Source organism: Tenacibaculum sp. SM2510 (genome assembly GCF_057002845.1).
Genome location: NZ_CP192703.1, coordinates 2,834,787 through 2,860,241 on the forward strand (window position 1 = coordinate 2,834,787; position 25,455 = coordinate 2,860,241).

Sequence of the window (25,455 nt, forward strand, 5' to 3'; positions counted from 1 at the left end):
TAACTTTTATATATGTCAAAAGAATTTAAAACAGGTATTGTTGCTGTAATAATTATAGTAGTATTTATTTGGGGATACAACTTTTTAAAGGGTCAAGATTTATTCAGTGGAAGCAGTAGATATTTTTATGTTGAGTATAAAAATATTAATGGATTAAATAAAGCAAGTCTCGTAACTATTAACGGTTTAAAGGTTGGTAGTGTAGATGACATTTCATTTAATTCAACTCCAGAAAAACAAGGTGTCTTATTAGTGAAAATATCATTAGATACGGATTTTAGTTTTTCAAAAAATAGTATAGCGAAAATTTATTCAGCGAGTTTAATGGGGGGGCAAAATTTAGCTATCATTCCAAAATACAACGGAGAAACTGCTGTTTCAGGAGATTATCTTATAGGAGAAGTAGAATCTGATATTTTTTCTTCAGTAGGAGAAAAATTAAATCCTATTCAATCTAAACTACAAAATGTATTGGTAGGAGCCGATACTTTGTTAACAGGGTTGAATGTGATTTTAGATGAAAAATCAAGAAAAAGTTTAAATAGAAGTATTATAGGTTTAGAAGGTACGATTTCTGATGTTCGAAAAACATTAGCGTCCGTAAACACTTTGTTATCTAACAATAAAGAAAATTTAGATTCAACTTTAAAAAACACTAAAAAAATTACAGATGATTTTTCAAAGATATCAGACGAATTAGTAAAGTCTAATTTAGGAGGAACTGTAAAAAAGTTAGAATCAACATTAACAAACGTAAATGGTTTATTGGCTAATATGAAAGCTGGCAAAGGAACTTTAGGTAAGTTAATGACCGACGATAAAATGTACACAAACTTAACCAACGCATCTAAAGAAATGGAAGAGTTGTTACGTGAGATGAAATTAAATCCAAAGCGATTTGTTCATTTTTCATTATTTGGTAAAAAAGCAAAGCCATATAAAGAAGAAAATAATACCAAAAATGTAAGCACGAAGTAACTTATAACTATTAAAAACTAACAAAACTTAATACTTAAAGAACGATGGAGAAATACATGCCTAACATCTTTTTTGCAGCTATTTTAATTGCGGGAATAGGATTTTTTGTAATGAATGTTCGAAAACTTGTCCGAAATATAAAATTAGGAAAAGATATCAACAGAACAGACAGAAAACCTGAACGTTGGAAAAATATGGCTAAAATAGCCTTAGGACAATATAAAATGGTACGTCGCCCAGTTTCGGGAATTTTACACGTAGTAGTTTATGTAGGTTTTATTTTGATTAATATCGAAATGCTAGAAATCGTTATTGATGGTTTGTTTGGAACACATCGTGTTTTTCAACCAATTTTAGGAGATGCCGTTTACGGATTCTTAATCGCTAACTTCGAAATTTTAGCAGCCCTAGTTTTTGTAGCAGTTGTTATATTCTGGTTTAGAAGAAATATCGAAAAAGTAAAACGTTTTTGGAGCAAGGAAATGACAGGCTGGCCAAAAAATGATGGAAACATTATTTTATATTTCGAAATGGTTTTAATGTCGTTATTCTTAATAATGAATGCTACAGATACTGCTTTTCAAGAAGCAGGAGCAGGAAATGTAGTCTCTCAATTTATTGCGCCTTGGTTTTCTGGGGTTTCATCAGAAGCATTACACACCATAGAAAAATCTGCTTGGTGGATACATATTATCGGTATTTTAATTTTCTTAAATTATCTATATTATTCAAAACATTTACATATTTTATTGGCTTTTCCAAATACATTTTTTGCAAACTTAAAACCAAAAGGGCAGTTTAATAATTTAGAAGCAGTTACCAAAGAGGTAAAAATGATGATGGACCCTGATGCAGATCCGTATGCAATGCCAGAAGAAGGAGCAGAAGAGGAAATACCAGCAAAGTTTGGTGCGTCGGACGTTACCGATTTAAACTGGGTACAGTTAATGAATGCATATACGTGTACAGAATGTGGGCGATGTACATCTTCTTGTCCTGCAAGTTTAACAGGTAAAGAGTTATCGCCTCGTAAAATTATGATGGATACCCGAGACCGTTTAGAAGAAGTAGGGAAAAACATCGATGCAAACAACGGTATATTTAAAGATGACGGAAAGCAATTATTAAACGATTATATCTCTCCAGAAGAATTATGGGCGTGTACAAGTTGTAATGCATGTGTGCAAGAATGTCCTATAGGTATTGACCCTTTATCTATTATTATGGAAATGCGTCGTTATTTAGTAATGGAAGAATCTGCAGCTCCACAAGAGTTAAATGCAATGATGACCAATATCGAAAATAACGGAGCACCTTGGCAGTATAGCCAACAAGATAGGTTAAACTGGAAAGACGAAGATTAATAAATACATCAATATGGCAGTATAATTATTGTCAGTTCGAGTGATTTTTGACGATGGAATAAAATTATATCGAGAATAAAAAAATAAAAAGTTCAACGCTTAAAAATATAAAATTATGAACGTACCAACAATGGCAGATATGATGGCTCAAGGAAAACAACCAGAAGTGTTGTTTTGGGTAGGAGCAGCTGGAAGTTATGATGATAGAGCAAAGAAAATAACCAAATCGTTTGTAAAAATATTAAATACAGCAGGTGTAGATTTTGCTGTGTTAGGTACTGAGGAAAGTTCAACTGGTGATGCAGCTAAGCGTGCAGGAAACGAGTTTTTGTTTCAAATGCAAGCAATGATGAATATAGAAGTTTTAAACGGTTATGAAGTAAAAACAATAGTTACTTGTGATCCACATTCATTTAATACATTAAAAAATGAATATCCAGAATTGGGAGGTAAATACGAAGTATATCACCACACGCAATTTATTAGTAAATTAATAAGCGACGGTCGTTTATCTATAGACGATGCCAATTTAAAAGGAAAACGAGTAACCTACCACGATCCTTGTTATTTAGGTCGCGCAAACGATGTATATGAAAGTCCGCGTGCTTTAATTCGCAGTTTAGGTGTTAAAATGACAGAGATGAAGCGTAGTAAATCTACTGCTTTATGTTGTGGTGCTGGTGGAGCACAAATGTTTAAAGATGCAGAAAGAGGAGACAAGGAAATAAATATTTTAAGAACGGAAGATGCTTTAGAAACTAATCCGCAAATCATCGCAACCGGTTGTCCTTATTGTAACACAATGATGACTGATGGTGTAAAGTTTAAGATGAAAGAAGATCAAGTAGTTGTAAAAGATATTGCCGAGCTAATTGCAGAAGCTAATAATTTATAAAATAAAAATATAGCGAATAATTCTCGACTGCGCTCGAACAGACACCAAAACATGTCTTCTCGAGCGCAGTCGAGAGGTTTTAATCAAAATTTAAAATGATAAAAAACTATATAAAAGCAGCACGTTTACGAACCTTACCATTATCTATTTCAGGAATTGTAGTGGGTGCTTTTTTAGCTAACTTTTCAGTGCCTCTTATGCGAGGGATTAAATTTGACGGACTTTTAGATGTTGGTTTTTTGAATGAAAAAAACTATTTAATTTTTATTCTAGCTATGCTAACAACCATAGGTTTTCAGGTTTTATCAAACTTTGCGAATGATTACGGAGATGGTGTAAAAGGAACTGACGATAATAGAGAAGGGGAAGCTCGTATGGTTTCATCGGGCGCAATTTCTCCAAAACAAATGAAAACGGCCATGATCGTTACCGGAGCAATAACTTTGGTAATCGCACTTTTGCTTATTTATGTTTCTTTCGGAGAAGACAACTTTTTATATTCAGTGGTTTTCTTCTTGTTAGGAGTTACATCCATTGTTGCAGCAATTAAATACACCGTAGGTAAATCAGCCTATGGTTATAGCGGTTTTGGAGATGTTTTTGTCTTTGTTTTCTTCGGGTTATTAGCAGTTGTAGGAACTTATTTTTTATATACAAAACAGTTAAATCTTGTTGTTTTTTTACCCGCAATAACTGTAGGTTTATTAAGTACAGCGGTTTTAAATTTAAATAATATGCGAGATCGTGTAAACGACGCAAAGGTTAATAAAAACACGTTAGTGGTTAAAATAGGTGCAAAATCTGCTAAAAATTACCATTATACTTTAATTATTTTATCGCTTATAACAGCAGTATTATATGTGGTAATAAAGTACCAATCGCCATGGCAGTTTTTATTTTTAATAGCATATATACCAATACTAAAACACTTAATATTTGTGTATAAAAATAAAGAAGAAGTACTGTTAGATGGCGAATTAAAAAAAGTAGCACTAAGTACATTCTTGTTTGCAATATTATTCGGTTTAGGCAATATCTTGTAAGCAGAAAACAACAATTTTAAAAATAATTATGAAAACAATAAAAATAATTTTAGGAATCGTTTCTGCTTTAGTAGTCATGTTTTTACTAACAGGAGTGGTTATTACCGAGGTTACTTATACCGCCGAAATAGAAATAGATAAACCAATAAACGAAGTTTTCGAAAACGTAGCCAATGTTGATTTAATGAAAAATTGGTTACCAGATATTAAGTCTATCGAAGCAATTGAAGAAAAACCAGGAATAATAGGAAGTACTTATACTGTTATTGCAATAAATAACGGACAAGAAATGAAAATGATTCAGAAAATAACGGCTTATATTCCGAATCAAAAAATCACCTATCAGTTCGATTCAGCTCAAATGATAAAAACAGATGATTTTAACTTTATCGCCAACGGAAATAAAACAAAACTAGTCCAAAATTGCAGTGTAAATAGTAAGTCATATATGACGGCTTGTTTGTTTCCTTATTTTAAAGGAACCTTTAAAGAATTAAGTTTAGGCTATATGAATCAATTAAAAACAACGCTAGAAAAATAATTTTTTGGGCGTTCGAGCGGGCTTTACATTACAACCTTTTGCTCGTGCCTCACAAAAGGATTTTCATTGCAATCCCTAACGCAAACCAATAATCGGTTAAAATGATAACAGCAACCTATCATAAACACATTCTTAATTTTAAACATGCTAGCGGAACATCTCGTGGTGTTTTAAAAACCAAAGAAACTTGGTTTATAAAGTTATCAAAAGATAACAAACAAGGTTTTGGAGAATGCGGATTGTTTAGAGGATTAAGTATTGACGACACACCAAACTATGAAGAGAAATTAAATTGGGTTTGCCAAAATATTAATGTAGGTTTAACAGCTTTACTAGCAGAAACGATTCATTACCCGAGTATTAAATTCGGATTAGAACAAGCGTTTTTATCACTAAAAGCTGAAAATCCGTTTGAATTATTTCCATCAGATTTTACGAAAGGAAAACAAAATATATCTATCAACGGACTAATTTGGATGGGTGATAAATCTTTTATGCAACAGCAAATAAAAGATAAATTACAACAAGGTTTCTCAACAATAAAAATGAAAATTGGTGCAATCGATTTTGATACAGAAATCAATTTATTAAAATCGATACGAAAAGAATTTTCATCAAAAGAAATCACTTTGCGAGTAGATGCAAATGGCGGATTTACGCCAGAGAATGCTTTAGAGAAATTACACCGACTTGCTGAATTAGAGATTCATTCCATCGAACAGCCGATAAAACAAGGACAATGGCAAGAAATGGCTAGGTTGTGTGAAAAAACGCCACTACCAATTGCTTTAGACGAGGAGTTGATAGGTATTTTTACATCCGAAGAAAAAGAAAAATGCATCCAAACCATACAACCACAATACATTATTTTAAAACCGAGTTTAGTAGGCGGATTTAAAGGTAGTGAAGAGTGGATTTCTATAGCCAAAAAATACAATGCCGATAATTGGATTACGTCAGCATTAGAAAGTAATATTGGGTTAAACGCCATTGCACAATGGACATATGTTTTAAACACTAAATTGCCACAAGGTTTAGGAACCGGTAGTTTGTTTACCAATAATTTCGAGAGCCCGTTAGAGGTTTCTGAAGGTAGTTTAGGGTACAATAGTAAAAAACAGTGGAAATTTAATTTAGATTAACGTTATTCTGAACTTGTTTCAGAGTCTCATCATACTTTTAAAAGATGAATTTTATACAGCAAGCTTATAAAGGGCGAAACGATTGGATTTATTATTTAACGGGTATTTTGTTGGTTATATTTGGTTGGCAATTTATTGGTGTTATTCCTTTGTCAGTTGTAGCGGCATTGCATTCATCAGATTTAGGAGAGTTTTCTCGCGCTGCGAATGATAGCTTTATGAGCTTAGGTATCAATAAGAATTTGTTTTTATTTTTAATGATTACCATGTTTGCTATCGGTTTGCTTTTTTTATTCTTAACGATAAAATATATTCATAAAAGAGCTATAAAAACAGTAATAACAAGCAGAGAAACTATTGATTGGAATCGATTTTGGTTTGGATTTATAACTTGGGGAATTGTAGCTGTTAGTATTACATTATTGGGCATTTTTTTAGAACCTGAAAGTTATACATGGAATTTTAAACCCGTTCCGTTTTTTAGCTTAGTAGTTATTTCTTTTTTGTTTTTGCCCCTACAAACAAGTTTTGAAGAACTATTATTTCGTGGTTATTTTATGCAAGGTTTAGGAACTTGGTTTAAAAATAGATGGATGCCCTTGATTATAACGTCAGTTGCTTTTGGTTTGTTGCATGGTGCAAATCCTGAAGTTGAAAAATTAGGCTATATTTCTATGGTGTTTTACATAGGAACAGGCTTCTTTTTCGGAATTACAACTTTAATGGATGAGGGAACTGAATTAGCCTTGGGTTTACATGCTGTAAATAACATTATAGCAGCATTTTTAGTAACTACCGATTGGATGGTTTTTCAAACAGAAGCTTTATTTATTGATACTTCTGAGCCTTCGGTTGGTTCTGAAATGTTTTTATCTGTTTTTGTATTGTATCCGTTGCTTTTATTTTTATTTTCTAAAAAATATGGTTGGACAAACTTGAAGGATAAGTTGGTGGGTAAAATTGAAAAACCATTAGAAATAGAATCGTTATAGTTTAGTTATTATCGTTTATTGATGGTAAATGCAATTCGTCAACCTGAACTTGTTTTAGGTTCTCATAATAAGAAGCTGTTTTTTGATAGATGGGATTCCGAAATAAATTAGGAATGACGTGAAAGTATAATTATGAAAGGAAAATAAATCCTAACGTCATTACGAGGTTGAAGAATGAAGTAATCATTAACTATAGATATGAAAAATCAGTTTCATAAAAATTTTAAATTAAACGGAGCATCATTTTCATCCGAAGAAGAACTGCTTGTTTTTTCTGAAAATATTTCAAGTTCGGTAACTTCTTTTTTAACGGATTGGTTTAATGAAAAGGATTTTGTAATTGTACAAACGTCAGGATCTACTGGAAAACCAAAGCCTATAGCGTTAAAAAAAGAGTTTATGAAAAACTCCGCTTTAGCTACAGGAGCATTTTTTAATTTAAAAGAAAATACAATAGCATTGTTGTGCTTGTCTACTGATTATATTGCAGGTAAAATGATGTTGGTGCGCGCTTTAACTTTAGGCTGGCAGTTAGATATTGTAGAACCAGATTCGAATCCGTTAAAAAGCATAAAAAAACAATATGATTTCTCTGCAATGGTTCCGTTACAGCTAAGAAATTCGTTGAATGAATTACATAAAATAGATCAATTAATTGTTGGTGGTGGCGTAGTATCGAATGATTTAATTTCAGCGATTCAAAATATTTCTACAAAAGTATTCGCTACTTACGGAATGACAGAAACAATAACGCATATTGCGGTTAAAAAATTAAATAATTTGTCACTTCGAGCGGAGTCGAGAAGTCTTTATAAAACACTTCCAAATGTTTTAATAAGTCAGGATGACCGAAATTGCTTAATAATTGAAGCACCAAAAGTAACATCAGAAATAATCACGACGAATGATGTTGTAAAGCTTATTTCTAAAACCGAGTTTGAATGGTTAGGACGTTACGATAATGTTATAAATTCTGGAGGAATAAAATTACATCCAGAGAAAATAGAAGAGAAGTTGTCGGAAATTATCGAGCAACGTTTTTTTGTTGCAGGAATTAAAGATGAAGTTTTAGGAGAAAAGTTAATATTAATTATTGAAGATGTCACTTCGAGCAGAGGTGAGAATTTTTTGTTATCAAAAATTAAAAAAGAGGCATCACTTTCTAAATTCGAAATCCCTAAAGAAATTTATTTTCTACCTCAGTTTATAGAGACGGAAACAAAAAAAATCCAACGAAAAAAAACGCTGGATTTAGTTAAGTTTTAAACACTATCTGTTTATATCATAAAATAAGCCTTTATCAAAGAACCCTTGAATTTCATTTTTACCCAAACTATAAGGTGCTGTTGTATAATTTTTGCTTTTGTCGATACCAGAAATCCCTTTCTTTTTATCAGTTTCATAATTATTTTGAATTACAAAAATAGAATCATTGGTAACCGATTTAATTTTTAAAGTAGAGTAATATCCTGTTTCAGTAACTCTAAATTCAATTACATCACCAACAGCAGGTTCTTTAATATAATTAACTAAATCTTCTTTATGCTTGCCAGAAGAGTATGCACCAAAACTAATTAATAAAGCAATAATACCTAAACCAGACCAATACCAAATTGGTGTTTTTGTATTCCGCTTTACGTCAGCAGAAGCATCTCTAAGCTTTTCATTCATTTGTTTAAAATCATTGGTGATTTTACAGTTTGAACATTCAGAAAAAACTTTTTTACTCATTGGAAAAACAGGAATCCAATATAAGTATCCGTACTTTCCGTATACAGAAATGTTGTGATTTGTAATTTCATTACAATTATCACATTTTATTCCGCCTTTTCTTTCGTTGTTTAAGAGTGAACCTTTTGTTCCGTAAAAAATCATATCAATTTTATCTTTTTGATAAATATATTGAAAATTAATAGAAATAGGTCTTTTTAAAAAGTGAGACTAAGTAAGTGTACTCTTTTACCATCTGAAAAGGAGTGTTTACTCATTGGTCATTTTTTGTTTTAATAAGTAGCTGTAGGTTTATATCAAATTAAAAACTACAACTATGCTAAAGAAAATAATTTGTGCATTTCTAATACTTACCGTGTCTTTAATGCAAGCACAAGTAAAAACAATAACGGGAGCTGTTTCTGATGAATCAGGGTTTTTGCCAGGTGTAACTATTTTGGTAAAAGGAACAACAATTGGTGCAGAAACAGGTTTTGATGGAAAATATGCAATTGAAGCAAGTAAAGGAGATGTATTAGTTTTTTCATTTGTTGGAATGAAAACAATCGAAAGAATAGTAAAGGGTAAGATAACAATAAACGTTACAATGAATACTGATAGTCTTTTAGATGAAGTTGTAATTAGTGCTATGGGACTTAAAAAAGAAAGTAAAGCTCTAGGGTATTCATCTTCATCTATAAAAATAAAAGAAAGTTCCTCAAAAAAAAGAAATACTCCACAATCAGGTCAATTAACAGCAGGAGAAATTAACGATATAGAAAAATGGGATGAATGGAAGCTTTTAGCAAAAAACAAGAACTTTTTAAAAGTGAAAAATAATTGGGATTTCTCTTTAAGTAATAGAGTGGAGGTATTTGTAAATGATCTTGAAGAAAAACCAATTATTAACGCTACAGTATTCTTTATAAATGCAGAAAACCAGTTAGTACATAAAGCAAAGACAGATGTTTTTGGTAAAGCAATCGTTTATAAAGGAGATAGTAAATACTATACGCTTCAAGTAGTTTATAAAAATGAGATAAAAGGATTGAGAATAAACAAAGAAGTAACGGTCGCTAAGTTTACATACAATTCAAATGAAAATTTAAAGGACATAGATATTATGTTTACCATTGACGCAACAGGATCGATGGGAGATGAAATTAACTACTTACAATCGGAGGTAGAAAACATTATAACACGTATAGACACAAGTGTTCAGAAAAAAAGAATAGGGTTAACTTTTTATAGAGACAAAGGTGATGAATATGTTGTTAGAGATTTTGATTTTACAACAGATATTGCTAATATAAAAGAAAACCTGTCTAATCAAAGGGCTGGTGGCGGTGGTGATTATGAAGAGGCTGTAGAAGAAGCATTGCGAGTTTCTTTATCTAAGTCTTGGAACACCAATGCTAAAGCGAAAATTTTATTTTTATTATTAGATGCTCCACCACATTTAAATAATGAAAACGTTGCAGTTATTAAAGCAGAAATAAAAAAGGCTCAGGAAAAAGGGATAAAAATTATTCCGATTGTTGCTAGTGGAGCAGATAAAACTGTTGAGTATTTAATGCGTTATTTTAGCGTTTCTACAAACGGAACCTATGTTTTTTTAACAGATGATAGCGGAATAGGAAATAAACACTTAAAACCCACTACAAGTGATTTTAAAGTTGAAAAATTAAATGATTTAATTGTCAGATTAATAGAGAAGTATGTAGGAGTATAAAATATGAAAATAAATTACTGATAGTTTTTAAAAACTATCAGTAATTTATTCTACTAATTATAGTAAAATACAGCCTCCCCAAGAATAACATTGACAAGGTTCTCTCAATTCATAACCGCTTGGTAATGTAAGACAACAAGTTGAAGGTCCACATTGTTTCCAACGACCTCCTCCGTTAATAGATTTCTGCTCTTTTTTGTTTAGGGTAGTACCTAGTTTTGATATGTTTTTTAACATGGTTAAAGTTTTAAGTTGTTCAAAACTATGTAATTAAAAATAAAGGTGAAGATAAAAAACCATAATATATCTACGGTTTTACCATACTTTTTTAGTAAATCAAAACAAAAAAAGAAACCATTAGAGTTTCTTTTAATATTTAACCATGTATGCCCTTAAATTTTACATGAAAATAATATATAAATTAAGAGGTAGGTTTTAACGGTAAAACAGGAGTAATTAGTTGAGAGAATTTAGTAAATACTTGATGTAATTATGTGTCATGTCAGATTAAAACCATCGATTATTTTGTTTCGAATATGGAGATAATCAATGAAATTAAAAAGGTTAGAGGTTTAGAATAAAGGAGGGAAATAATAATACCCGCCAAAGTGAGCATTATTAAGGGGATGATAAATTTAATAAAAACTCTATTTATCATCCCGTTAAAAAAAAATTAATACCTAAATATAATTTAAATAAAATAAGGTAGATAAAAAAGACTCTTAATAAATGATAATATCAAAATAAATTAGATACAATTAAAACATAATCTTTTTTAAGTAAAAATAGATGGTGAAAAAGGAGATGTTAGTTGATATAGAGCTATTAACTTAAGTTGTGTAACCTATAAAATATTCGATTACATATTTATATTAATTAAAAAAATAAGGGCTTAAAGCAAAATAAAGGAGCAATTAATGCTCCTTTATTTATTAAAAATTAAGTCCCCCGACATAATCAATACTAAATGTGTTAAATCAAAACTTGTGCCATTTATAGTTTAAATGAAGTTAATTATTGGTCAAAGCTGTTTTTTATTTTTAGATATAAATAACAAAACCTTCTATATAATAGAAGGTTTTGTTTGAAACATATGATATTTGTTGATTATTACATAACCATACTGTGATATACATTTTGTACATCATCATCTTCTTCTAATTTCTCTAAAAGCTTTTCAACATCAGCTTGCTGTTCTTCAGAAAGCTTTGTAGTTGTGGTTGGAATTCTTTCAAATCCTGAAGATAAAATTTCTACGTTGTTTTCTTCAAAATAAGTTTGAATAGTCCCAAATTGTTCAAAAGGCGCATAAATAATAATTCCTTCATCATCATTAAAAACTTCTTCAACCTCAAAATCGATTAATTCTAGTTCTAACTCTTCTAAATCGACTTTAATATCTTCTTTTTTAACTGTAAAATTACAAACACGATCAAACATAAAAACTACGGATCCTGATGTACCTAAATTACCATCACATTTATTAAAAATAGCGCGTACATTAGCTACAGTTCTGTTATTATTGTCGGTTGCAGTTTCTACAACAATAGCAATACCGTGCGGAGCATAGCCTTCAAATAAAGCCTCTTTATAATCGCTAGTATCTTTATCAGCAGCCTTTTTAATAGCACGCTCTACATTGTCTTTAGGCATGTTTGCAGCCTTTGCATTTTGCATTACAGCTCTTAAACGCGAGTTTGTGTCAGGATTCGGACCTCCGTCTTTAATTGCCATTACAATATCTTTACCAATTCTGGTAAATGTTTTAGCCATTGCAGACCAACGCTTCATTTTACGTCCTTTTCTAAGTTCGAATGCTCTTCCCATTTTTTAAGTTTTGTTTATGCAACGGCAAATGTAACTATTGCATTATTTAATTACAATTAAAATCTTTTTTTGATAATCAGATTATTTTCTTTTTCATCATATGCTCTCCAGGTACCTGATTTTTTTCCGTTTTTGTAGCTTCCTTTTATTTTTATATTTCCGTTAGGATAATACATTTTATATCTTCCGTCTAGTAAACCATCATCTAGTTGTACTTCAAACTTTAGTTTTCCGTTACTATAATATTCTTTGTATTCATTAGCACTTAAATCAGAAGGATTAATTTCTTTAATATTAAAAACAGCATCAGCAGATTTTACAGAAAGAGTATCTTTTTTGGGATTTATCTTTAGCGCTAATTCTTTCTTTAATTTTTGATTAAAAGATACTTGCTCTTTTACATATTTTGGGTTGTTAAAAGTGGTTGTGATATTACTTTTAAAAATATTCCCTTCAGAAGTTAATTGGATACCAAGTTGAGAAAAGCAGATAAAATAATCTTTATTTTTCTTTATTTGAAGCTGTGTTTTTTTATCAACAAAACTTACTAAATCATTATAAATGTAAGGCGTATTTATATAGGTGAAAATGGTAGATTTATCATCAAATAAATAATTAAACTCTTCAAATTCTTTAGACGAAGTTAAAGTGTAATTGGTAATACTATTGTTTATAATTTCTTTTAAAGTATTCGGACTTGCACTAAAAACAACAAAATCATTAATAATAGTAAAATATGGTTTTTCCATTTTTTTAAACATATTACCAGCAACTATTTTAAAAAAACCTTTTAAGTCTAAATAGTTAATAGTGTGTTTTTTGTAGGTAATTTGTTTAAATTGTAAAGGTGTTTTTTCTTTGATTTTTGACAGAATAAAATTCAAGTTTTCAGAAGCGTCATCAATATCGGTAGTTTTAAAAATTGCCGCAACATCTTTTTTGTTTCTAGAAAGTGAAGAGTTAAAGTGTATTAAAGCAACTTCATTACCAATCCAACTGTACACATTGTCTTTTATATTGATGTCAAGTGTATTTTCTATTTCTTTAATTTGCTTATTATAGGTTTCGAACTCCTGAGGTTTCTCTTTTTTTAGTTCTTCGAAATTTTCATGAAAGGTTTCAAAACTATCAAAAGCAAAACTTACGTATAAGGCAGTGTTTTTTGGAGCGATACTAGCAATAGTTCTTTCTCCTTTTCCCGATTTCTGAATAGCAGTTAAATAGCTTTCTGAGTTTTCTTGCACATTGGTAAATCCTTCAGCCTGAATAATAGTTCCTTCAATTAAAGAAATATCAAAGCCAGAATAATAAAGTGAGTTTTGTATATTTTCAATAACGTCTTTATTTGCTTCGTTTGTAAAACAAGAAAGATATTTATGTAAATATTTGTATTGAAAAAACACTTTAAAAAATCCATCTTCAGGGGTTTCTTTAGTGATTTCTACAAAATTAACATCTCTACCAATTACGGGTTTTTGATATTGATTTATTGAGTTTTCTACTAAAATATGTGTGTACGAAGCTATTAACTGATTTTTGATAAAAGCAATATGCAATGTTTCTCTTTTGTTCTTGTCGTACAGTTCTGTTATTTCGTGGTTTTGATATATTCTTTTAGTAATTTTAAAACCGTCGCCTGTTAGTTGTGATATACTGCTTTTAAAAAAATCGAGTTTTGAGAGTTTTTCAAGGTCAATAATATATAAAAAGTCGTAATTTTTAGGTTTGTAAACATGCGCAGATATTAATACATCGCGCTCACCAATAAAATCAAGAATGCTTTTTTGCTCTTTTACAATATTGTCGAGTGTATTTGCACTTTTGCTAATGTCATTAAAATAAGCGTTCTTTTTAAGGTGTTGCCATATTTCACTAGCATTAATTTCTTCCCAAGTATCAATAGGTCTTTCGGTATCTAAAATAAAAACAGCATCACTAGGTACAAGGTAAATAGGTTTTATATTATCTTCTCCAGCAAGTGTAAAAACATAAGTTTGATACGCTAAAAACCCGAAAAAGGCTACTAGCACAGTCCATAAAATCTTTTTTCTCATAACTAATGATGTGTGAAATTATACTTGAATAATACCTAAATTAAACTTCTTTTCGATAGGAGCATGATCAGCAGCTTCAATACCCATAGAAATCCATGTTCTGGTATCTAACGGATTAATTACACCGTCTGTCCAGATTCTTGCAGCTGCATAATAAGGAGAAATCTGATTGTCGTAACGAGATTTTATTTTATCGAATAATTCAGCTTCTTTTTCAGGAGTAATTTCTTCTCCTTTTTTCTTTAGCGAAGCAGTTTCAATTTGGAGTAAAACTTTTGCAGCAGAGTTACCGCTCATAACTGCTAATTCAGCACTAGGCCAAGCAGCAATTAACCTTGGGTCGTAAGCTTTACCACACATAGCATAGTTTCCTGCTCCGTAAGAATTACCAATAACGATGGTGAATTTAGGAACAACTGAATTACTTACCGCATTTACCATTTTGGCACCGTCTTTTATAATTCCGCCATGTTCAGATTTAGAACCTACCATAAAACCAGTAACATCTTGTAAGAAAACTAAAGGTATTTTTTTCTGATTACAGTTGGCTATAAAACGAGTCGCTTTATCGGCAGAATCGTTATAGATCACACCTCCAAATTGCATTTCGCCTTTTTTAGTTTTTACTAATTTTCGTTGATTGGCAACAATTCCAACAGCCCAACCATCTATACGACCGTACCCTGTAATAATTGTTTTTCCGTAACCTTCTTTATATTGCTCAAACTCAGAATTATCAACCAAACGATTGATAATTTCTAACATGTCGTATTGTGCATTTCTTTCTTTCGGAAGAATTCCGAAAATATCTTGTTCGTTTTCTTTTGGAGGAAAAGCTTCTTTACGGCTGTAACCAGCTTTGTCGTAATCTCCGATTTTATCAACAACAAATTTTATTTTATCTAAAGCATCTTTATCGTCTTTTGCTTTATAATCGGTAACACCAGAAATTTCGCAATGTGTTGTTGCGCCACCTAATGTTTCGTTATCAATACTTTCGCCAATTGCAGCTTTTACTAAATAACTTCCTGCTAAGAAAATACTTCCTGTTTTGTCTACAATCATAGCTTCATCGCTCATAATTGGCAAATAAGCACCACCAGCAACACAGCTACCCATTATAGCAGAAATTTGAGTAATTCCCATACTACTCATAATCGCATTGTTTCTAAAAATTCTTCCGAAGTGCTCTTTGTCAGGAAAAATTTCATCTTGTAATGGTAAATAAACACCTGCAGAATCTACTAAATAGATAATTGGTAATTTATTCTCTATAGATATTTCTTGTGCTCTTAAATTCTTTTTTCCTGTAATAGGAAACCAAGCACCAGCTTTTACAGTGGCATCATTTGCAACAACAATACATTGCTTACCGCTAACATAACCTATTTTTACAACCACACCACCAGAAGGGCACCCGCCATGTTCTTTGTACATTTCTTCACCAGCAAAAGCACCGATTTCTATCGATTTAGTATTGTCATCTAAAAGATATTCAATACGCTCTCTTGCGGTTAATTTTCCTTTTTCGTGATGCTTATCAATACGTTTTTGTCCGCCTCCTAATTTTACTTTGGCGAAACGTGTGCGTAAATCTGATGCTAAAAGTTTATTGTGGTCTTCGTTTTTGTTGAAGTTAAGATCCATTTTTAAGTTATTTGTTTGCGATTGCTAAAGTAAGAAAAACCGTTTATACTACAAGGCGTTTAAGTGTATGATTGAATGATGTTTTCTATGGTTTTTGCAATTTCGTTGTTTCTAGATTGTTTGTTTAAAATACGTGGTTCGGCTACACGTTCTTCACAGTTTTTAATAGCGCAGGTTTCACAGGTAACACCTACTATTTTTTTTGTAAAAGTATCTTCTTTAAAAAACTGAATTTTTTTCTTTAAATGAGGTGAAAGTAACATGCCAATACTTACACTTCGGTTGTTTTTACCTTTAAAGGGGTCAGAAGTAGCAGCAGATAATACTAGGTATTCGTTTTTTGTGTTTTCGTAAGAGGAAATTTGTATTCCGTAAGATGAATTTTTATCTGTCGATTTTTCTAAATCTTTTATTGTTTCTATGGAGAGCCACCTTCTACAATAATGCTCGTTATTTCTATTAGCATGTGGTGCTTGTTGTTGTGTAATATGTAGCTCTTTTGATAGTTTAAAAAAGGCTGAGTTTTCTTTATGTGTAAAACGTAAAAAGAATAAATTTTTTATATTAAAATGCTTCGGTAAAATATTAGTTAATCGCTGATAAAATGTTTCATCAGAGCAATTATAATTTTTAGTTATTTTATGTAGTTGTAGCGGTTGCCATTCTTTTAATGAGAAAAAGTGAGTTAAGTTTTTAATTAAATTATCTTTAGGTATTATTAAAGCACCAGCAAAATAAGAGGCAATAAAATTATTTAAAACCTGATCAAAGCTCTCGAATTTTATCCAAGGAAAAGTATATAAACGGTTTTCTATTTTTAGATAATTATAGGCTATTTCTTTAGCGTATATAAAAGTTTTCTGGGCCTCATTTATATCATTATATATAAGTAATGTTTTGTTCTTTGGAATATAGATATTTCTTATTTCTGATAACTTTTGATGCTTAGAAAGTTCTTCATTATTAATGGTGTAACCATATTCTTCAGTTAATATTTCCTCTAAGTCTTTAGATTTTATTGGTTTGTTTAGGTCAATTTGATAAGCTTTTGCAAAAGAAATAACACTGGTTTCAATATCTTCAAAATAATTATTATGCGCTTCTTGGTAAGAACGTAATGAAGCTAAGAAAAAATTTTCCCGAGTTAAATTATAGTTCTGAGATATTTTTATAATAGTACTAATAAAGGCATTTACTTTAGCAGGAGCATTTGCTACAATGTCTATTAAATTGCTTTCTTTAATTCCGAATAAATCTAACGGAATTTCTTTTAAAATTTTAGATTGCAAAATTTCGCCAATAGGTGCAAGGTTTTTATCAAGTTTTAAAGAAACTAAGTAGTCGTAAGCAACTTCTAGTTTTTCTGAAAGAATAACAATTTTATCTGTCTTAGGATATTTCTTTCCCTTCTCAATCTCGTTTAAATAAGATTTTGATAAACCTGTAAGTTTAGCTAACCCAAAAAGAGATAGTTTTTTATCTGTACGTATTTGTTTTAGCTTTAATCCAAAAACAAGTCTAATATATTCTTCTTCCAAAATTTTTAATTAAAAGATTCGCAATTCAAAGGTATTAAAATTGGCGAATTAATAAAAATTAGAATATTTATTTAATTTAGCGAACGTTCGCTATTTGTTTTGATTTATTTTTTATATTATTGAACTATCAATTACTAAAATTAAGTTATTATGAATCAGGGTGTTTTGATTAAAGAAATAGAATGTATAGGTTTTAATGAAGCTAATTATAAAAGTATTTTAACAAATGAAGCGAAGCTATTTTTAAATCATCTTCATGAAAAATTCAACAAAAAGCGATTACAATTATTAGAGGAAAGAGAAATAGATCAAGCTTATTTTAATATGGGTAATTATCCTTCATTTCCTTTAGAGACAAAAGCTATTAGAGATGGTGATTGGGTGTGTGCAGAATTGCCTCACGATTTATTAGATAGAAGAGTTGAAATTACCGGGCCGGTAGATCGTAAAATGGTTATTAATGCTTTAAATTCTGGAGCTAAAACTTTTATGGCAGATTTTGAAGACAGTAATTCTCCTAATATCTCAAATAATTTAGAAGGTCAGATTAACTTAAGAGACGCAAACAATAAAACAATCTCATTTTATAACGAGAAAAAAAATAAAACATATTCGTTAAATAATCAAACAGCAACTTTGTTGGTAAGGCCAAGAGGGTTGCATTTAAATGAAAAACATTTTGTTGTAAGTGGAGAGGAAATGTCTGGCTCTTTGGTCGATTTCGGATTGTATTTTTTTCATAATATTAAAACCTTACAAGAGCAAAACTCGGCAACTTATTTCTATTTACCAAAATTAGAACATTATAAAGAAGCTCGTTGGTGGAATGATGTTTTTGTCTTTGCACAAGACTATTTAAATATTCCGCAGAAAACAATAAAAGCAACGGTGTTGGTTGAAACAATTACGGCTAGTTTTCAGTTAGATGAAATTATATATGAGTTAAAAGATCACATGGCTGGTTTAAATTGTGGTCGATGGGATTATATTTTCTCATATATCAAAAAGTTTAGAAATCATAGAGGTTTTATGGTTCCTAATAGAGATCAGGTAACAATGAAAACTCCGTTTATGGAAGCGTATTCATTGCGTGTAATTCAAACATGCCATAAACGAAAAGTACATGCAATGGGAGGTATGGCTGCCCAAATTCCGATTAAAAATGATGAAAAAGCTAATGATGCTGCTTTTGCGAAAGTATTTGCAGATAAGGAGCAAGAAGTAAAGAATGGGCATGATGGTACTTGGGTTGCACATCCCGGCTTGGTAAAAGTAGCAATGGATGTTTTTAATGAAAGTATGACAACTAAAAACCAAATATATGTTTCTAGAGATGATGTAAAAATTTCTGAAGCTGATTTAGTTGAAATGCCAAAAGGAACCATTACTGAAGAGGGAATTAGAAAAAATATAAATGTTGGTATCTTATATATGGAAAGTTGGTTGCGAGGAAACGGAGCGGCAGCTTTGTATAACTTAATGGAAGATGCTGCTACTGCAGAAATTTCAAGAACACAGGTTTGGTTGTGGTTGCATCGCAATGTAAAAATTGAAGACGGTAGAATATTTAATCTATCGATGTATCAATCATTAAAGAAAGAGGAGTTAGAAAAAATTAAAAATTTAGTAGGCGAAAGTAATTTTACAAATGGAAAATTTACACTAGCGATTGAGCTATTTGATGAATTAGTTGTATCAACAGAATACAAAGAGTTTTTAACGCTTTCGGCATACAAACACATATAAAAAAAGTGTCTCGCAACTACGGCAATAGTTTGCGAGACGGAATTATCAAAATCTAGAAAACTTTAATAATTAAAAAACAAACTTATGAAAAATTTAGCGCAAGGAAGTTATAATTCGGCATTAGAAACCGTAAAATCTCTCAAGAAAAAATACGGTAGTACTTGGGATGCTATTACTTCTGAAAATGCAGCTAGAATGATTACGCAAAATCGTTTTAAAACAGGTTTAGAAATTGCTAAATATACAGCAGGTATCATGAGAAAAGATATTGCTGAATATGATGCAGATTCATCAAAATATACGCAATCTTTAGGTTGTTGGCACGGATTTGTGGCGCAGCAAAAAATGATAGCAGTAAAAAAACATCATCAAACAACTAGTAAAAGATATTTGTATTTATCGGGTTGGATGGTAGCAGCGTTACGATCTGAATTTGGACCGCTTCCAGATCAATCAATGCACGAAAAAACAGTCGTTTCTTCATTAATTAGCGAGATTTATGATTTTCTACGTCAAGCAGATGCAATTGAGTTGAATGATTTATTTAGAAGATTAGAAAACGGTGAAGATGTACAAGATAAAATAGATAATTTTGAAACACATATTGTGCCTATTATAGCAGATATTGATGCCGGTTTTGGTAACGAAGAAGCAACGTATCTTTTGGCTAAAAAAATGATTGAAGCTGGAGCTTGTGCTATTCAAATTGAAAATCAGGTTTCTGATGCAAAACAATGTGGACATCAAGACGGAAAAGTAACGGTTCCTCACGAAGATTTTATTGCGAAGTTAAACGCAATTAGATATGCATTTTTAGAATTAGGTGTAGAAGACGGAGTTATAGTGGCGCGTACCGATTCTGAAGGCGCAGGTTTAACTCAAAAATTACCGGTAAGTCAAGAGCCAGGAGATTTAGCATCGCAATACTTAGCTTTTGTAGAAGCAGAAGAAATTGCAATTGATGAAGCTAAGGAGGATGATGTTTTATTGAAGAGAGACGGAAAATTAGTGCGTCCGGTAAGATTGGCAAACGGATTGTATAAATTTAAAGAAGGTTCTAATATCGATAGAGTTGTGTTAGATTGTGTTACGAGTTTGCAAAATGGGGCAGATTTATTATGGATCGAAACGCCAACTCCGCATGTAGGGCAAATTGCAAATATGGTTAATAGGGTAAAAGAAGTTGTGCCTAATGCCAAATTAGTATATAATAATTCGCCTTCTTTTAATTGGACATTAAATTTCCGTAATCAAGTATACGATACAATGTTTATTGAGGGAAAAGACATGTCCTTTTATGATAAAAATAATTTAATGGATGTTATATATGATGGTTCGGAATTATGCAGAATAGCGGATGAGAAAATTAGAACTTTTCAAGCAGATAGTGCACGTGAAGCTGGTATTTTTCATCATTTAATAACCTTGCCAACATATCATACAACAGCGCTTCATATGAATGATTTAACGGAAGGTTATTTTGGAGAAGACGGAATGTTAGCCTATGTAAAAGGAGTGCAAAGACAAGAAATCAGAAAAGGAGTTTCGTGTGTGAAGCATCAAAGAATGGCAGGGTCTAACCTGGGTGATGATCATAAAACCTTTTTTGCAGGTGATAATGCTTTAAAAGCAGGGGGTGAGAAAAACACGTCAAATCAGTTTGAATTAAATAAGCAAGAAATCAGAAAAATTGAAGTTGCGGTATAGATAATTTAATAAATTTAAAGTGTATAATTAGTTAATTGTATATTTTATTTTGAAGTGAAAACTCCAGCGAAAGCTGGAGTTTTTTTAATTATTTAGGTGTAATTCCATTTTAATATTACATCGTTCATAAGGACAATTTTCTTCAACAGGGATTTCTATAAATCCATATTTTTTATAGATGTAAATTGCGTTTTCTAAGGCAGTATTGGAATATAAAATTAAGTTGTTTAATTGTAACTCAGTTTTAGCAAAATTTATACAATGCTGCATTAATTTTTGTCCGATTTTAAAACCTCTGTGTTTTGGTGAAACTGCCATTTTCGTTAACTCGAAAGTAGTTCCTTTAGGCATTAAGGCAACTGTACCAACAATTTCATCATTTAATTTTGCGAAAAATATATGTCCGCCTTTATTAATGATATATTTAATAGGGTTACTTAAAACCTCTTCATCAAAAGGTTCAACATAAAAAAAGGTTTTCAGCCATTCTATATTCATATTATAAAAATGAGCAGAATATTCAGTTTTAAAATTTTCTATTTCTATTGTATTCATTTTACAAAAGTATAAAATACTATTGTTTTAAAATATTGAAACTTACCTTGAAATTAATATCCATGGAAAATAAAATATAATTTAGTACCTTTGCATAAGGTTTTAAACAGATAAAAATGAAAAAAAATAAAATTATATATTACGTAGCAACAGGTTTATTATCATTATTAATGTTGTTTTCTGCAGGAATGTATTTGTTTAATCATGAAGCAGTAATGCAGATGTTTACAAATTTTGGATACCCAATATATATTATTTATCCGTATGCAGTAGCAAAAATATTAGGGCTTATTGCTATATGGTTTGTAGCAAATAAAACAATTAAAGAATGGGTATATGCAGGTTTTTTCTTTGCTTTTATACTCGCTTTTTTTGCGCACGTTATGATTGATGATGGTGAGCAAACAGCAGCATTGGTTGCAATGATTTTATTAATAACTTCGTATGTGTATAGTAAAAAAATATAAAGATAAATGGCAAGTAAAGTATCTTCAGAAACCATATTAACAACTAATAATTATTTTGCAGAGGCAACTATGCGAAATTATAAGGCGGTAATTGATGTGCCAATAAATAAAGGAGGTAATAATAAAGGGCCAACACCTGTAGAGTATTTATTAACAGCAATTGGAAGTTGTGTTTCAATTACATTAAGAATGTATGCAGAACGTAAAAACTGGGATGTTGGTAAAATAACGGTGAACGTAACTCAGAATGAAGAGTTAACATCCGAAGGAATTAAAAAAACATTAACAGAAGAAATATCTTTTGAAAAAGAAACTACAGAGGAGCAAAGAATTAAGTTGTTAGAAATGGCTGCGAAATGTCCTGTTGCTAAAATGGTAAAAGGAGTAACTCCTATAACATCAAAAATAATATAAGAATGAAAAAAATAATAGCATTTGCAGGTAGTAATAGTAAAAAATCAATAAATAAGGAATTAGCAATTTATGCTTCTAGTTTAGTTGATGAGGCAGAAATAAATGTCTTAGATTTAAATGATTTTAGTTTACCTATTTATGGAATCGATGAAGAAACTGTAAATGGAATTCCAAAGAATGCTCAGAAGTTTTTTGATTTAATTCAAGATGCAGACGGAATTATTTTATCATTAGCAGAACATAATGGGAATTTTACTGTGGCATTTAAAAATATATATGATTGGATATCTCGTATTAATCAGAAATTATGGAATAATGTTCCGATGTTATTAATGGCAACTTCTCCTGGAGGAAGAGGTGGAGCATCTGCTTTATCAATAGCTAAAAACGGATTTCCACATATGGGCGGAAATGTAGTTGCAAGTTTTTCATTACCTAGTTTCTTTGATAATTATAAAGAGAATACTATTGTTGATGAAGCTTTAAAAAATCAATTAGAAAAGGCTGTTTTAATATTTAAAAGATCATTATAAAACATTGCATGAACTGACTTTATATTCCTTGGAATTTAAAAGTGTTTTTTGTAAATTTGGATTAATTAAAGAAATAAAAAATGAAGATTGTTATATACGGAAGAAAAGGACATGCACATACAGTAGCTTTTAAAAATTATTTACGAATGGCAGATATTCCATTTGAGTATAAAGATGTTGCAACTGATGAAAAAGCTAAAGAACATACAAAAGAGTTGTATGACGGAGTTTTAAAATACCCAACATTATTTATTAATGATGAGGTGTATTTAACACCAACTTCTGATGAGTTTAATAAAATATTAAAAGAAGCTAGCCTAAAGGGTTAAGCTGATTTTTACTAATTAGTATCAATTAAAAATGGGAGATATTTCTAAAGACATAAAATCTAAGTTTCCAAATAATAAAGTAAAGGCATTAATAAACATTAAGTACACTGCAAATTGGTTAAGTAGTAACGAGAACGAGTTTTTTAAACCTTATGGTATTTCACCACAGCAATTTAATATTCTAAGAATTTTACGAGGAGCGGGCGAAGCCATAAAGGTACAGGTTATTAAAGATAGAATGATAGAGCGTGCTCCTAACGCAACTCGTTTAATGGATAAATTATGCGACAAAAAATTCATAGAAAGAATTCGTTGTGAGCATGATAGAAGAGTCGTTTATATTAATATTTCTAAACAAGGATTAGAATTATTAACTACAATTGATACATCATTGAATTTAGGTTATTTAGGTAATTTAACCGAAAAAGAAGCCGCTCAACTGAGTGATTTATTAGATAAAATAAGATAATATATTTATTAGATAAAAGATTGAAATTGAATAATTATGTAAAGATATTTTCCATGGAGATTATTTAATGTTAAATCAATATAAAATGAAAAAACTAAAAACAATACAACATAAAGTAGCGAGTCCTTTAGTTAACATGGGGCCAATAAAACTACGTCAACCATTGCCAACAGAAGGCATCGAAAATGTAGATCCTTTTTTATTATTACACCATTACGGACCGTATGCAATTAGTGAATTTAACAATCCGTTTGATTTAGGACCGCATCCACATCGTGGTTTTGAACCAATTACATTATTATTTAAGGGAGAACAATTACATAGAGATTCCTTAGGAAATGAAATGTTAGTTAAGGCAGGAGATGTGCAATGGACAACGGCTGGAAGAGGAATAATTCATGCAGAAGGTCCGTCAAAAGAATTTATTAAAAAAGGAGGTGATTTAGAAGGAATTCAATTGTGGTTAAACCTGCCAGCTTCAAAAAAAATGATGCCAGCGAATTATCAACATTTAAAAAGTGAATATATCCCTGTAATTGAAAACGATGATGAAACTATTCAGTTAAAAGTTATTGCAGGAACACAAAATAATAAAGTTGGTTTGATAAAAACACAAACAGCAGTGAATGTTTTTACCTTAAAAGCTAAAGAATCAGGAAGTATAGAGATTAATATTCCTGAAGATCATCAGTCGTTAGTTTATTTGTTAGATGGTGAAATTCTGATAAATGAATCAACAGTATTAAAAAAAGGAGAAATACAAATGGTTGTTTTCAGTGAAGATGGAAATGCAATAAAAATTGAAGCAAAAGATACATCCAACTTGTTGGTGCTTTCAGGAGTGCCAATTAAAGAAAAAATAACGCAATACGGACCTTATGTAATGAACACGCAAACCGAAATTATGGAAGCTATGCGTGATTATCAAAAAGGAAAAATGGGTTATTTATATTAATCTTTTTTAAAAAACAGTTTAGGTTCTAACAGTCGCCATTATATATACTTTATGAACGCGATAAATATTTAAAACGATGAAAAAAATAATTCACAGAGCGGCCTCTAGAGGTTATGCAGATCATGGTTGGTTAAAGTCTAATCACACGTTTAGTTTTGGAAGTTATCAAAATTTTGAAAGAATGAGTTTCGGAATGCTCCGTGTTTTAAATGATGATATTGTACAGCCAAAAATGGGCTTTGGTACACATCCTCATAAGAACATGGAAATTATTTCTATTCCTATTTCAGGTGCATTGTCTCATAAAGACAGTATGAATAACAAACGTTCGATAGAAGTAGGAGAAGTGCAGGTGATGAGTTCCGGAACAGGTTTGACACATTCTGAATTTAATGATAGTAAAACAGATGAAGTTAATTTTTTACAACTTTGGATTATCCCAGAAATAGAAAATGTAACGCCACACTACAATCAAAAAATGTTTGATAAAGCGGGCAGGAAAAACAAATTTCAAACATTAGTTTCTCCCAGAAATAAACAAATAGCAGACTCTTTACCTATAAATCAACAAGGATATATAGCAATGATTGATTTAGATAAAGGTATAGAAGTTACATATGAATTAAAAAATTCCGCTTATTTTTTCTTAATAGATGGATCGATTGACATAGGAAATGAAACGCTAGAAACAAGAGACGCAATAGGTATTTATAATACAGAAACTGTAAATATTACAGGCAATAAACATAGTAAATTATTGGTTATTGATGTACCCATGAATACTTAACAACAAGCCTTGTTCTTTAAAAAAGAACAG

The 25,455-nt window shown here is 30.8% G+C and carries 25 protein-coding genes; 18 read left to right on the forward strand and 7 right to left on the reverse strand.

The window, feature by feature from the left end:
• The first annotated feature begins 12 nt into the window (after window positions 1-12).
• The 8 genes from ACQ629_RS12795 to ACQ629_RS12830 all read left to right on the forward strand — a co-directional run bounded on the left by ACQ629_RS12795 (window position 13) and on the right by ACQ629_RS12830 (window position 8,221).
• Complete coding sequence (locus ACQ629_RS12795; RefSeq protein ID WP_483705565.1) at window positions 13-978, forward strand: MlaD family protein; 966 nt, start codon at window positions 13-15, stop codon at window positions 976-978.
• A 44-nt stretch (window positions 979-1,022) separates the two neighbouring features.
• A complete protein-coding gene (locus ACQ629_RS12800) occupies window positions 1,023-2,342 on the forward strand; it encodes a 4Fe-4S dicluster domain-containing protein (RefSeq protein WP_483705567.1) in 1,320 nt (439 codons plus the stop codon).
• Between the two features lie 115 nt (window positions 2,343-2,457).
• On the forward strand, window positions 2,458-3,237 hold the full coding sequence (locus ACQ629_RS12805; protein ID WP_483705569.1) for a (Fe-S)-binding protein: 780 nt from the start codon (window positions 2,458-2,460) through the stop codon (window positions 3,235-3,237).
• Between the two features lie 95 nt (window positions 3,238-3,332).
• Window positions 3,333-4,280 (forward strand): 1,4-dihydroxy-2-naphthoate octaprenyltransferase, encoded by a 948-nt coding sequence (gene menA, locus ACQ629_RS12810; protein ID WP_483705571.1) that lies wholly within the window; start codon window positions 3,333-3,335, stop codon window positions 4,278-4,280.
• A gap of 28 nt (window positions 4,281-4,308) precedes the next feature.
• Complete coding sequence (locus ACQ629_RS12815; protein WP_483705573.1) at window positions 4,309-4,821, forward strand: SRPBCC family protein; 513 nt, start codon at window positions 4,309-4,311, stop codon at window positions 4,819-4,821.
• A 101-nt stretch (window positions 4,822-4,922) separates the two neighbouring features.
• On the forward strand, window positions 4,923-5,963 hold the full coding sequence (locus ACQ629_RS12820) for an o-succinylbenzoate synthase (RefSeq protein WP_483705575.1): 1,041 nt from the start codon (window positions 4,923-4,925) through the stop codon (window positions 5,961-5,963).
• Window positions 5,964-6,007: 44 nt separating this feature from the next.
• Window positions 6,008-6,955, forward strand: a complete 948-nt coding sequence (locus ACQ629_RS12825) for a lysostaphin resistance A-like protein (protein ID WP_483705577.1) — start codon at window positions 6,008-6,010, stop codon at window positions 6,953-6,955.
• A gap of 198 nt (window positions 6,956-7,153) precedes the next feature.
• Window positions 7,154-8,221 (forward strand): AMP-binding protein, encoded by a 1,068-nt coding sequence (locus ACQ629_RS12830; RefSeq protein ID WP_483705579.1) that lies wholly within the window; start codon window positions 7,154-7,156, stop codon window positions 8,219-8,221.
• Window positions 8,222-8,224: 3 nt separating this feature from the next.
• Here ACQ629_RS12830 and ACQ629_RS12835 read toward each other — a convergent pair whose 3' ends face one another.
• Window positions 8,225-8,830, reverse strand: coding sequence for a hypothetical protein (locus ACQ629_RS12835; protein ID WP_483705581.1), 606 nt, complete (start codon window positions 8,828-8,830; stop codon window positions 8,225-8,227).
• A 172-nt stretch (window positions 8,831-9,002) separates the two neighbouring features.
• Here ACQ629_RS12835 and ACQ629_RS12840 point away from each other — a divergent pair, with 172 nt between their 5' ends.
• Window positions 9,003-10,397, forward strand: coding sequence for a vWA domain-containing protein (locus ACQ629_RS12840; RefSeq protein ID WP_483705583.1), 1,395 nt, complete (start codon window positions 9,003-9,005; stop codon window positions 10,395-10,397).
• A 57-nt stretch (window positions 10,398-10,454) separates the two neighbouring features.
• Here ACQ629_RS12840 and ACQ629_RS12845 read toward each other — a convergent pair whose 3' ends face one another.
• From ACQ629_RS12845 to ACQ629_RS12865, 5 genes are all read right to left on the reverse strand, one after another.
• Entirely contained in the window at window positions 10,455-10,634 is a 180-nt protein-coding gene (locus tag ACQ629_RS12845; RefSeq protein ID WP_483705585.1) for a hypothetical protein, read from the reverse strand.
• A gap of 873 nt (window positions 10,635-11,507) precedes the next feature.
• Window positions 11,508-12,224 (reverse strand): YebC/PmpR family DNA-binding transcriptional regulator, encoded by a 717-nt coding sequence (locus ACQ629_RS12850; RefSeq protein ID WP_483705587.1) that lies wholly within the window; start codon window positions 12,222-12,224, stop codon window positions 11,508-11,510.
• A 56-nt stretch (window positions 12,225-12,280) separates the two neighbouring features.
• Window positions 12,281-14,278, reverse strand: a complete 1,998-nt coding sequence (locus ACQ629_RS12855) for a toxin-antitoxin system YwqK family antitoxin (protein ID WP_483705589.1) — start codon at window positions 14,276-14,278, stop codon at window positions 12,281-12,283.
• A gap of 18 nt (window positions 14,279-14,296) precedes the next feature.
• Window positions 14,297-15,925 (reverse strand): acyl-CoA carboxylase subunit beta, encoded by a 1,629-nt coding sequence (locus ACQ629_RS12860; protein WP_483705591.1) that lies wholly within the window; start codon window positions 15,923-15,925, stop codon window positions 14,297-14,299.
• Window positions 15,926-15,984: 59 nt separating this feature from the next.
• Window positions 15,985-17,463, reverse strand: coding sequence for a helix-turn-helix domain-containing protein (locus ACQ629_RS12865; RefSeq protein WP_483705593.1), 1,479 nt, complete (start codon window positions 17,461-17,463; stop codon window positions 15,985-15,987).
• A gap of 150 nt (window positions 17,464-17,613) precedes the next feature.
• On the opposite strand from ACQ629_RS12865, the gene aceB reads away from it, so the two are divergent.
• Both aceB and ACQ629_RS12875 read left to right on the forward strand, forming a co-directional pair.
• Window positions 17,614-19,209 (forward strand): malate synthase A, encoded by a 1,596-nt coding sequence (gene aceB, locus ACQ629_RS12870; RefSeq protein WP_483705595.1) that lies wholly within the window; start codon window positions 17,614-17,616, stop codon window positions 19,207-19,209.
• Window positions 19,210-19,293: 84 nt separating this feature from the next.
• Entirely contained in the window at window positions 19,294-20,916 is a 1,623-nt protein-coding gene (locus tag ACQ629_RS12875; protein ID WP_483705597.1) for an isocitrate lyase, read from the forward strand.
• Between the two features lie 84 nt (window positions 20,917-21,000).
• Here ACQ629_RS12875 and ACQ629_RS12880 read toward each other — a convergent pair whose 3' ends face one another.
• Window positions 21,001-21,471 carry a GNAT family N-acetyltransferase gene (locus tag ACQ629_RS12880; RefSeq protein ID WP_483705599.1) on the reverse strand — a complete coding sequence of 157 codons (471 nt, stop codon included), beginning with the start codon at window positions 21,469-21,471 and terminating at the stop codon, window positions 21,001-21,003.
• 116 nt (window positions 21,472-21,587) lie between these two features.
• Here ACQ629_RS12880 and ACQ629_RS12885 point away from each other — a divergent pair, with 116 nt between their 5' ends.
• From ACQ629_RS12885 to ACQ629_RS12915, 7 genes are all read left to right on the forward strand, one after another.
• Window positions 21,588-21,938: a DoxX family protein gene (locus ACQ629_RS12885; protein ID WP_483705601.1), complete on the forward strand. Its 351-nt coding sequence runs from the start codon at window positions 21,588-21,590 to the stop codon at window positions 21,936-21,938.
• A gap of 6 nt (window positions 21,939-21,944) precedes the next feature.
• Complete coding sequence (locus ACQ629_RS12890) at window positions 21,945-22,352, forward strand: OsmC family protein (RefSeq protein WP_483705603.1); 408 nt, start codon at window positions 21,945-21,947, stop codon at window positions 22,350-22,352.
• Between the two features lie 2 nt (window positions 22,353-22,354).
• Window positions 22,355-22,885, forward strand: coding sequence for an NADPH-dependent FMN reductase (locus tag ACQ629_RS12895; protein WP_483705605.1), 531 nt, complete (start codon window positions 22,355-22,357; stop codon window positions 22,883-22,885).
• Window positions 22,886-22,965: 80 nt separating this feature from the next.
• A complete protein-coding gene (locus tag ACQ629_RS12900) occupies window positions 22,966-23,214 on the forward strand; it encodes a glutaredoxin family protein (RefSeq protein WP_483705607.1) in 249 nt (82 codons plus the stop codon).
• A 31-nt stretch (window positions 23,215-23,245) separates the two neighbouring features.
• Window positions 23,246-23,683: a MarR family winged helix-turn-helix transcriptional regulator gene (locus ACQ629_RS12905; protein WP_483705609.1), complete on the forward strand. Its 438-nt coding sequence runs from the start codon at window positions 23,246-23,248 to the stop codon at window positions 23,681-23,683.
• 85 nt (window positions 23,684-23,768) lie between these two features.
• Window positions 23,769-24,638: a pirin family protein gene (locus ACQ629_RS12910; protein WP_483705611.1), complete on the forward strand. Its 870-nt coding sequence runs from the start codon at window positions 23,769-23,771 to the stop codon at window positions 24,636-24,638.
• Between the two features lie 76 nt (window positions 24,639-24,714).
• Window positions 24,715-25,425, forward strand: a complete 711-nt coding sequence (locus tag ACQ629_RS12915) for a pirin family protein (RefSeq protein WP_483705613.1) — start codon at window positions 24,715-24,717, stop codon at window positions 25,423-25,425.
• The last annotated feature ends 30 nt before the right edge of the window (window positions 25,426-25,455 follow it).

Excerpts from the sequence above, each read along its gene's own strand:
- ACQ629_RS12855 (WP_483705589.1), bottom strand. The coding sequence starts at position 14,278 with ATGAGAAAAAAGATTTTATGGACTGTGCTAGTAGCCTTTTTCGGGTTT.
- ACQ629_RS12890 (WP_483705603.1), top strand. The coding sequence starts at position 21,945 with ATGGCAAGTAAAGTATCTTCAGAAACCATATTAACAACTAATAATTAT.
- ACQ629_RS12815 (WP_483705573.1), top strand. The coding sequence starts at position 4,309 with ATGAAAACAATAAAAATAATTTTAGGAATCGTTTCTGCTTTAGTAGTC.
- aceB (WP_483705595.1), top strand. The coding sequence starts at position 17,614 with ATGAATCAGGGTGTTTTGATTAAAGAAATAGAATGTATAGGTTTTAAT.
- ACQ629_RS12905 (WP_483705609.1), top strand. The coding sequence starts at position 23,246 with ATGGGAGATATTTCTAAAGACATAAAATCTAAGTTTCCAAATAATAAA.
- ACQ629_RS12915 (WP_483705613.1), top strand. The coding sequence starts at position 24,715 with ATGAAAAAAATAATTCACAGAGCGGCCTCTAGAGGTTATGCAGATCAT.
- ACQ629_RS12850 (WP_483705587.1), bottom strand. The coding sequence starts at position 12,224 with ATGGGAAGAGCATTCGAACTTAGAAAAGGACGTAAAATGAAGCGTTGG.
- ACQ629_RS12900 (WP_483705607.1), top strand. The coding sequence starts at position 22,966 with ATGAAGATTGTTATATACGGAAGAAAAGGACATGCACATACAGTAGCT.
- ACQ629_RS12835 (WP_483705581.1), bottom strand. The coding sequence starts at position 8,830 with ATGATTTTTTACGGAACAAAAGGTTCACTCTTAAACAACGAAAGAAAA.
- ACQ629_RS12805 (WP_483705569.1), top strand. The coding sequence starts at position 2,458 with ATGAACGTACCAACAATGGCAGATATGATGGCTCAAGGAAAACAACCA.
- ACQ629_RS12860 (WP_483705591.1), bottom strand. The coding sequence starts at position 15,925 with ATGGATCTTAACTTCAACAAAAACGAAGACCACAATAAACTTTTAGCA.
- ACQ629_RS12825 (WP_483705577.1), top strand. The coding sequence starts at position 6,008 with ATGAATTTTATACAGCAAGCTTATAAAGGGCGAAACGATTGGATTTAT.
- ACQ629_RS12820 (WP_483705575.1), top strand. The coding sequence starts at position 4,923 with ATGATAACAGCAACCTATCATAAACACATTCTTAATTTTAAACATGCT.
- ACQ629_RS12845 (WP_483705585.1), bottom strand. The coding sequence starts at position 10,634 with ATGTTAAAAAACATATCAAAACTAGGTACTACCCTAAACAAAAAAGAG.
- ACQ629_RS12895 (WP_483705605.1), top strand. The coding sequence starts at position 22,355 with ATGAAAAAAATAATAGCATTTGCAGGTAGTAATAGTAAAAAATCAATA.
- ACQ629_RS12885 (WP_483705601.1), top strand. The coding sequence starts at position 21,588 with ATGAAAAAAAATAAAATTATATATTACGTAGCAACAGGTTTATTATCA.
- ACQ629_RS12875 (WP_483705597.1), top strand. The coding sequence starts at position 19,294 with ATGAAAAATTTAGCGCAAGGAAGTTATAATTCGGCATTAGAAACCGTA.
- ACQ629_RS12800 (WP_483705567.1), top strand. The coding sequence starts at position 1,023 with ATGGAGAAATACATGCCTAACATCTTTTTTGCAGCTATTTTAATTGCG.
- ACQ629_RS12840 (WP_483705583.1), top strand. The coding sequence starts at position 9,003 with ATGCTAAAGAAAATAATTTGTGCATTTCTAATACTTACCGTGTCTTTA.
- ACQ629_RS12830 (WP_483705579.1), top strand. The coding sequence starts at position 7,154 with ATGAAAAATCAGTTTCATAAAAATTTTAAATTAAACGGAGCATCATTT.
- ACQ629_RS12795 (WP_483705565.1), top strand. The coding sequence starts at position 13 with ATGTCAAAAGAATTTAAAACAGGTATTGTTGCTGTAATAATTATAGTA.
- menA (WP_483705571.1), top strand. The coding sequence starts at position 3,333 with ATGATAAAAAACTATATAAAAGCAGCACGTTTACGAACCTTACCATTA.
- ACQ629_RS12880 (WP_483705599.1), bottom strand. The coding sequence starts at position 21,471 with ATGAATACAATAGAAATAGAAAATTTTAAAACTGAATATTCTGCTCAT.
- ACQ629_RS12910 (WP_483705611.1), top strand. The coding sequence starts at position 23,769 with ATGAAAAAACTAAAAACAATACAACATAAAGTAGCGAGTCCTTTAGTT.